The sequence below is a fragment of the Roseomonas sp. BN140053 genome, assembly GCF_047690175.1.
In the GTDB taxonomy this organism is placed as follows: Bacteria; Pseudomonadota; Alphaproteobacteria; order Acetobacterales; family Acetobacteraceae; genus Roseomonas.
On sequence record NZ_JBLLEB010000048.1, the window covers coordinates 24,231 to 30,462 of the forward strand.

A 6,232-nucleotide genomic window follows, 5' to 3' on the forward strand; every position below is an offset into this window, starting at 1 on the left:
CTGTTCGGCCGGCGGTCATTCCTCGGCCGTGTAGCCGGTGTCACGCACGATGGGCGCCCAGCGGTCGCGCTCGGCCCGCAGCCGCTCGGCCAGAACGGCGGGCGTGCTGCTGATCGCGGTCAGTTCCTGCCGCGCCAGCGCCTCGCGCAGTTGCGGGTCGCGCGAGCCAGCCTCGATGGCGCGGTGCAGCGCGTCTACCACGGGGGCGGGCGTGCCGGCCGGCAGCAGCATGGCGTACCAGGTTTCCGCCACCAACTCGGGCAATCCCAGTTCGGCGAAGACCGGCACCTCGGGCAGTCGCGGCGAGCGCGCGGGCGCCGTGCTCGCCAGGATGCGTACGGCCCCCGCGCGGTGCTGTTCCGTCAGGTCGCCCAGCACCGCCGAGACCAGGGCGATGCGCCCCGCCGTCAGGTCCACCAGCGCCGGCCCGGTGCCGCGATAGGCGACGTGGGCCAGGTCCAGCCCGCGGGCGCGCGCCATCTGCGCCGCCAGGAGATGCGGCGTCGATCCGGGCGAAGGCGAGGCGTAGGGCACCTCGCCCCGCCCGCGCGCCCAGCGCACGAAGCCGTCCAGGTCGCGCGCGGGGTGGCTGGCCGCCACCGCCACGCCGAAGGGAAAGGCGGCCAGCGCGCTGACCGGCACAAAATCCGTGGAAACCTCGTAGCGCGTGGTGCGAGGGTAAATGTGCGGGTAGATGGTGAAGACGCTCTCTGGCGTGCAGAGGATCGTGGTGCCGTCGGGCGCTGCCGCCTTCACCGCCTCCACCGCCAGCCGGGCCGAAGCGCCGGGGCGGTTGTCCACCACCGCCTGCGGCGCAAAGGGGCCGCGCAGCCGCTCGGCGTAGAGGCGGGCGATGATGTCGGCCGCCCCGCCGCCGGGATAGCCCACCACCACCCGCGCCGGCCGGTCCAGCAGCGGCCGCTCCACCGGCTGCGCCGCCGCCCGCCGCGCGGCGCCCGCCGCCAGCAGCAGGGATGGCCCGACCCGCAGCACGGCGCGTCGCGTCGGACCCCTGTCCGGGACCATGGCACTTTCCTCCCCCGGCGCCCTGCCGTTCCGGTCCGGCGCCACCTCCTCGTGGTACGGGGGCGACCGGCCCCCGCCCGGTCCGCCGCGCTACTCCGCGGCCACGCTGGTCACGGAGCGCGGTTGCGGCAGGCGGTCGCGGAAGTGAGGGATCACCTCCTCCGCGATCGCAGCCTGGTTCGCACGGGTCATCGCCGCCGACATAGTGCCGAACTGCGTCTTGGTCAGGATGGTGTTGAAGCCTGCCAGGTCCTGGTAGGCCGCCAGCTTCTCGCGCACCGTGTTGGGGCTGCCCACGATCACCACGCCGGCTTCCATCAGTCCCTCGATAGTCTGGGTGCGGCTCATGGAGCGCTTGGCGCGGATCGCCTTGAGCGATTCCACGTTGGTGTAGCCCGGCGGCAGCAGCGTCGGCGAGGACATCAGCAGCAGCCGGTTCACCAGCGCTTCCAGGTGCGGCCGCGCCTCGCGGATCGCCTTCTCGTCGGTCTCGGCCACGTAGATCGTGTTGGACCAGGCGAGCTGGTCCGGGCTGGCCTGGTAGCCGGCCTTTTCCGCCTCGTCGCGGTAGAGCTGGAAGAACTTCGCCACCATGCCGATCGGCGACAGCGTCTGGCAGTAGGTGTAGCGCATCTTGGCCGCCCAGCGGATCGTGCTGCCCGAGCCCTGCGAGGGGATCCAGATCGGCGGATGTGGCTTTTGGTACGGCACCGGCCAGGGGTTCACGTAGCGGAAGTCGTAGTGCTTGCCGACGTACTCGAAAGGCCCGGGCTGCGTCCAGGCGCGGATGATCAGCTCGTGCGCCTCGGCGAAACGCTCCTGCGATTCCGCGGGGTTGATGCCCATGGCGTGATATTCCGCGCCGATGCCGCGCACGAAGCCGGCGATGAAGCGCCCGCGCGTGACGTTGTCCAGGATGGCGAATTCCTCCGCCACCTGCAGCGGGTTGTTCAGCAGCGGCAGCGCGCGGCCGAGGATCGCCACCTTGGCTCGCTTCACCGAGCGCGCCAGGGCGCCGGCCAACACGCCGGGCGTGGGCATCAGCCCGTAGGCGGTCTGGTGGTGCTCGTTCAGCACCACCCCGTCGAAGCCGAGCTGGTCGGCATATTCCATCTCGTCGAGGTAGCGGTTGTAGAGCTCCGCGCCCTTCACGGGGTCGTAGTGCTTGTTGGAGAAATCGACCCAGGCGGAGCCGTGCCGGTCGATCGCGTCCAGGTCCACGTCCGCGTAGGGCATCAGGTGGAAGTTGAAGATCTTCACCGGCTGGTCTCCTTCTCGGCCAGGAAGCCGTTCAGCGCCGCGACGAATTCCCGGGGCTTCTCCACGGGTGGCAGGTGACCACATTCCGGCAGCACGGTGGCGCGCGAGCCGGGGATCAGTGCTCGGTAAGCTTCGGCATGGGCGGGCGGGAACAGCCGGTCCTGCTCGCCCCAGACCAGCAGCGTCGGCACGTCCACCCGGTGCAGCCATTTGTGCAGGTGCGGGTCGTAGGAGCGCGGCTGCCACATCAGCCGCGCCGCGGTCTGCCGGTCGCGTAGCAGCGCGTCCTCCAGCTCCGGCCGCAGCTCGCGCTCCACCATCCGATCGGCCAAGGACTGGTCGTGGAACAGGTCGCGGATGCGCTGCTCGTCGCTGCTGCGGAAGATGTCCACCTGCGGCACGCCAGGGACGTGAAGGCCGGCCGCACCGGCCAGCGTCAGGCTGGCGAGGCGGGAGGTGTTGCGCACCGCCAGCTCCGCCGCGATCCAGCCGCCCAGCGAGGCGCCCACCAGGTGCACGCCGCGCAGCTCCAGCGCCGCCAGCACGTCGAGGTAGAAATAGGCCATGTCGTTCACGGTATCGAGCCAGGACGGCGCGTCCTTGCCGCCGAAGCCCGGATGCTCGGGTGCGATCACGTCGAAGCGCGCCGACAGCTCCTCCAGCGCGGGCAGCCATTCGGCCCCGCCGGTGGCGCCGTGCAGGAACAGCAGCGGCGGCCCTTCGCCGCCGCGCAGCACGCGCAACTCGTGGCCGCGGATGGATCGCGTGAACTCGGTATGGGGCAAGGCCTGCGGATCCTCCTGCCTGGTGCCCCAGCGCGAGGGGAGCCACCATCGGCGGGCTCCCGGACGCGGGGACGTTTCCTCGTGCGTTCTTGCTTCGCGCCGCTGGGCGTCACGGCGGCACGGTTCTGGGACCGCGGAACCGCCGGAACGGCGCCCACCGCCGTTGTTGGAGGGAAGATTGATCCGTATTGCCCCTATTGTCCAGCACTTCCGGTTGCCCCCGGCGGCGCGTCACGGCATGGGAGAGAGGTGAGCAACCCCGCCACCGAGACCCGCCCGTGACCCCCCCTGCCACGGCCGATGACCTGGCCAACGCGCCACCGCCGGACACAGCCGCCGAGTCCACCGCCGCCGGCATCCACCCGCTGCGTGACAAGCCCGGTCACCTCGTGCGCTGCGTGCAACAGCGCTCCGCCACGATCTTCGCCGAGGAAAGCCGTGAATTCGGCGTTACCGGGCCGCAGCACGTCATCATGGTCGCGCTGGCCCACAACCCCGGCGTGGACCAGAACACCGTGGCCGCGCTGGTGGACCTGGACCGTTCCACCACCGGCGACGTGGTGGCCCGGCTGGAACGCCGCGGCCTGATCTGGCGCGAAGTCAACGCCGCCGATCGTCGCGGCCGGCAACTCTTCCTGTCCGACAGCGGGCGGCAGATGTTGCAGGACATGGGCCCCAGCGTAGAGCGCACTCAGGACCGCTTTCTGGCGCCACTGGACCCCGACGAACGCCGGGAATTCGTCCGCCTCCTACGCAAGATGGCCGCCCTGAAAACCTTCTGAGACTGTCGGGTGTGGCTTCGTGCCTGGGCCGTCGAAGGAACGAGCCGCGCGGGTGGGTTTCCAAGTTGGGCGATTATCGGGCCTGGGTGGAAATCTAGAGCGGTTTCACCTTACTCGGACGCATAGCCAGAGTTGGCGAGGTAGTTATACGCCCGGCCTGGATATCCGACTCTTGCTGGATTCTCAGGTAGCCGCTGGCGTGATTCGCTGTTTGCTGCACTGGATTGGTGGAGGCCAGCATGGCGGCAGCGATCAAGATCACCCGGACGGAGTTGGACGCGGTGGGGCTGCGCCGGGCAGCGGGCCGGAGCCGGGATACGGCGGCGGCCCGGCGCATGCTGGCGCTGGCGCTGGTGCTGGACGGCGCGTCGCCCAGGGAGGCGGCGCAGGCTGCGGGCATGGACCGGCAAACCCTGCGCGACTGGGTACACCGCTACAACGAGGAGGGCTTGGCTGGGCTGTCGGACCGGCGCGGCGATGTCGGGCCCGAGCGGCTGCTGTCGCCCGAGCAGGAGGCGGCGGTTGCCGAATGGGTCCGCCAAGGGCCTGACCTGGCCGAGCACGGCGTGGTGCGCTGGCGCCGGGCGGACCTTGCGCGGGCCATCCAGGCCCGGTTCGGAGTGAGCTTGGCCGAACGTACGATGAGCACCGTGTTGCGCCGGCTCGGGTTCCGACGCCTGGTCGCCCGACCTCGGCACCCCGGGCACAACCCCGAGGCACAAGCGTCTTTCAGCGCGACTTCGCCGCCCTCATAGATGCCGCCCTGCCCGACCGCGCCCGCGGCAAGCCGCTGGAGCTGTGGTGGCAGGACGAGGCCCGCATCGGCCCGCAGGGCACGCTGACCCGGGTCTGGGCCGAGCGTGGCTCGCGCCCGACAGCGCCCCGCGACCAGCGCTACGCCTGGTGTTACCGGTTCGGCGCCATCTGCCCGGCCCGCGGCAGCGGGGCAGGCTTGGTGCTGCCCACCGCTAACGCGGTTTCACTTTACTCGGACGCATAGCCAGAGTTGGCGAGGTAGTTACGGCACTCGGCTGGGCTGAAGCGGTCGAGCAGGGTGCCGATGGTGGTCCACAGTGCCTCCCTGGTGCGGGTGGCCGCGGCGCGGAGCAGGGCCTTGAGCTTGGCGAAGAGCTGCTCGATGGGGTTCAGGTCGGGGGAGTACGGGGGCAGGTAGAGGATGCTGGCCCCTGCCGCCCTGATCACGTCCCGCACGCCCGCGACCTTGTGGACGGCGAGGTTGTCCATGACCACCACGTGGCCGGGCCGCAGAGCCGGGGCGAGAGACTGCTTCACGTAGGCCAGAAAGGCCGGGCCGGTCATGGGCCCGTCGAGCACCAGCGGGGCCACGATGCCGCTGCTGCGCAGGCCTGCGACAAAGGTGGTGGTGCGCCAGTGCCCGTGCGGGGCGGCGTGGACCAGGCGCTCGTTCCGGGATGCCCAGCCGTAGCGGCGGACCATGTTGGTGGCCGCGCCGGTCTCATCGAGGAACACGAAGGCGTCCGGGTCCATGAAGCGCTGCCACACCCGCCAGCGCCGGCGATGTGCCGCAACATCAGGGCGGTCCTGCTCAGCCGCCCTCAGGCTGTTTTTTTGTGCGACAGCCCGAGCCTGCGCAGGGTCGACCAGATCGTGGTCAGGCACCCCGCCTCGATGCCCCGGGCCAGCAGCGCCGCCTGGATCTCGGCCAGCGTGATGTTGCCCTTGGCTGCCACCAATTGCCGCAGCAGGGCTTCGTGCCCGGCCAGCAGCGGCTTGCGGTAGCCGCCGATCCGCGCCGGGGCCGTGCTGCCGGTCTGGCGCACGCGACGCACCAGCTTGATGGTTGCGGACCCGCTCACGGCAAAACGCCGCCCCGCCTCGCGGGCCGAACTGCCCGCCTCCACCGCCTGCACCAGGCGGCGACGCAGGTCCTGCGACAACGGTGCGGCCATTCCATCCCTCGCTGCTCAAACAGCAGCGTCGAATCAGAACCCGCGAGCCCACGCAACACCAAAATGCTCTAGGCGAGCGCCCATCCGCCCGTGATCCCGCCCGGCAGACCGCCGAAGTTCAGATCCGCTGCGCGACCCTCAACACCTTCAACGCCTTTGGTATGCCCGACACCATCGCCCGCGCTTGATCAAACCCTCAAAGATCGAACCACATCCTCCGACTGAATTCTGCAACAGCGCCCCGCGATGAATTCTTCGGTGACCTGCCGATGAGACGCGGCGCCATGGGGACGGTGCCGTGCCATGACTTTCATCCTCAAAGTCCAGCTAGTGGTCTGAGTTAGAAGTTCTTTGGCAGAATCGTCCGACGCTGGCGAGGATGTCATCGGCGGTCTTGGTCCAGATGAAGGGCTTCGGCGCGGCGTTGGTCTGGGCAATGTAGCCCTGG

Annotated in this window: 5 protein-coding genes and 3 pseudogenes; 3 read left to right on the forward strand and 5 right to left on the reverse strand. The window is 70.1% G+C overall.

The window, feature by feature from the left end; all coding sequences use genetic code 11:
* Nucleotides 1-15 precede the first annotated feature (15 nt).
* From ACLIBK_RS23240 to ACLIBK_RS23250, 3 genes are all read right to left on the reverse strand, one after another.
* Nucleotides 16-1,026, reverse strand: a complete 1,011-nt coding sequence (locus ACLIBK_RS23240; protein WP_415389691.1) for a tripartite tricarboxylate transporter substrate-binding protein — start codon at nucleotides 1,024-1,026, stop codon at nucleotides 16-18.
* A gap of 90 nt (nucleotides 1,027-1,116) precedes the next feature.
* Nucleotides 1,117-2,286, reverse strand: coding sequence for an LLM class flavin-dependent oxidoreductase (locus ACLIBK_RS23245; protein WP_415389692.1), 1,170 nt, complete (start codon nucleotides 2,284-2,286; stop codon nucleotides 1,117-1,119).
* A complete protein-coding gene (locus ACLIBK_RS23250) occupies nucleotides 2,283-3,071 on the reverse strand; it encodes an alpha/beta fold hydrolase (protein ID WP_415389693.1) in 789 nt (262 codons plus the stop codon). Before ACLIBK_RS23250 ends, ACLIBK_RS23245 begins: the two co-directional genes overlap by 4 nt.
* A gap of 278 nt (nucleotides 3,072-3,349) precedes the next feature.
* Between ACLIBK_RS23250 and ACLIBK_RS23255 the strand changes: the two genes are divergently transcribed.
* Nucleotides 3,350-3,853, forward strand: coding sequence for a MarR family winged helix-turn-helix transcriptional regulator (locus ACLIBK_RS23255; protein ID WP_415389694.1), 504 nt, complete (start codon nucleotides 3,350-3,352; stop codon nucleotides 3,851-3,853).
* 239 nt (nucleotides 3,854-4,092) lie between these two features.
* Nucleotides 4,093-4,838 (forward strand): annotated as a pseudogene (locus ACLIBK_RS23260) (IS630 family transposase); the annotation flags it as partial.
* Here the strand turns inward: ACLIBK_RS23260 and ACLIBK_RS23265 are convergent.
* A protein-coding gene (locus ACLIBK_RS23265) for an IS630 family transposase (protein WP_415389695.1) occupies nucleotides 4,838-5,784 on the reverse strand; the annotation gives its coding sequence in 2 pieces (ribosomal slippage) (nucleotides 4,838-5,434 and nucleotides 5,437-5,784; 945 coding nt in all). The pseudogene ACLIBK_RS23260 and the gene ACLIBK_RS23265 overlap by 1 nt on opposite strands.
* Before the next feature lie 65 nt (nucleotides 5,785-5,849).
* Here ACLIBK_RS23265 and ACLIBK_RS23270 point away from each other — a divergent pair.
* Nucleotides 5,850-5,972, forward strand: a pseudogene (locus tag ACLIBK_RS23270) (IS5/IS1182 family transposase); the annotation flags it as partial.
* A 139-nt stretch (nucleotides 5,973-6,111) separates the two neighbouring features.
* Here ACLIBK_RS23270 and ACLIBK_RS23275 read toward each other — a convergent pair.
* Nucleotides 6,112-6,232 (reverse strand): annotated as a pseudogene (locus ACLIBK_RS23275) (IS630 family transposase); the annotation flags it as partial.